Annotated in this window: 1 protein-coding gene; it reads left to right on the forward strand. The window is 41.0% G+C overall.

From position 1 onward, the window contains the following. The coding region (locus SB749_RS20975) for a hypothetical protein (protein ID WP_410712020.1) at window positions 1–234 on the forward strand (234 nt) is incomplete at both ends.

A 234-nucleotide genomic window follows, 5' to 3' on the forward strand; every position in this document is an offset into this window, starting at 1 on the left:
GGCCTATAGCAAAGTTTGTTGTTGGAAAACCAGGATTGATTGGTGGTGCTGTCTTACTGTTTTTACTTGTGACAGGGGCGAATGTTTTCAATTTACAGTATGAATTTAACTCAGTGAAAAATTTCCCGAAGGATTTACCTTCTCGTGTCGCATTTGAAATCGTCGAGGATCAATTTAATAAAGGAGATCTAGCCCAGTCAACGGTGCTAGTGACCGGTCAAAACCTATCTCAGG

This window comes from Brevibacterium sp. SIMBA_078, assembly GCF_046534565.1.
Lineage (GTDB): Bacteria > Actinomycetota > Actinomycetes > Actinomycetales > Brevibacteriaceae > Brevibacterium.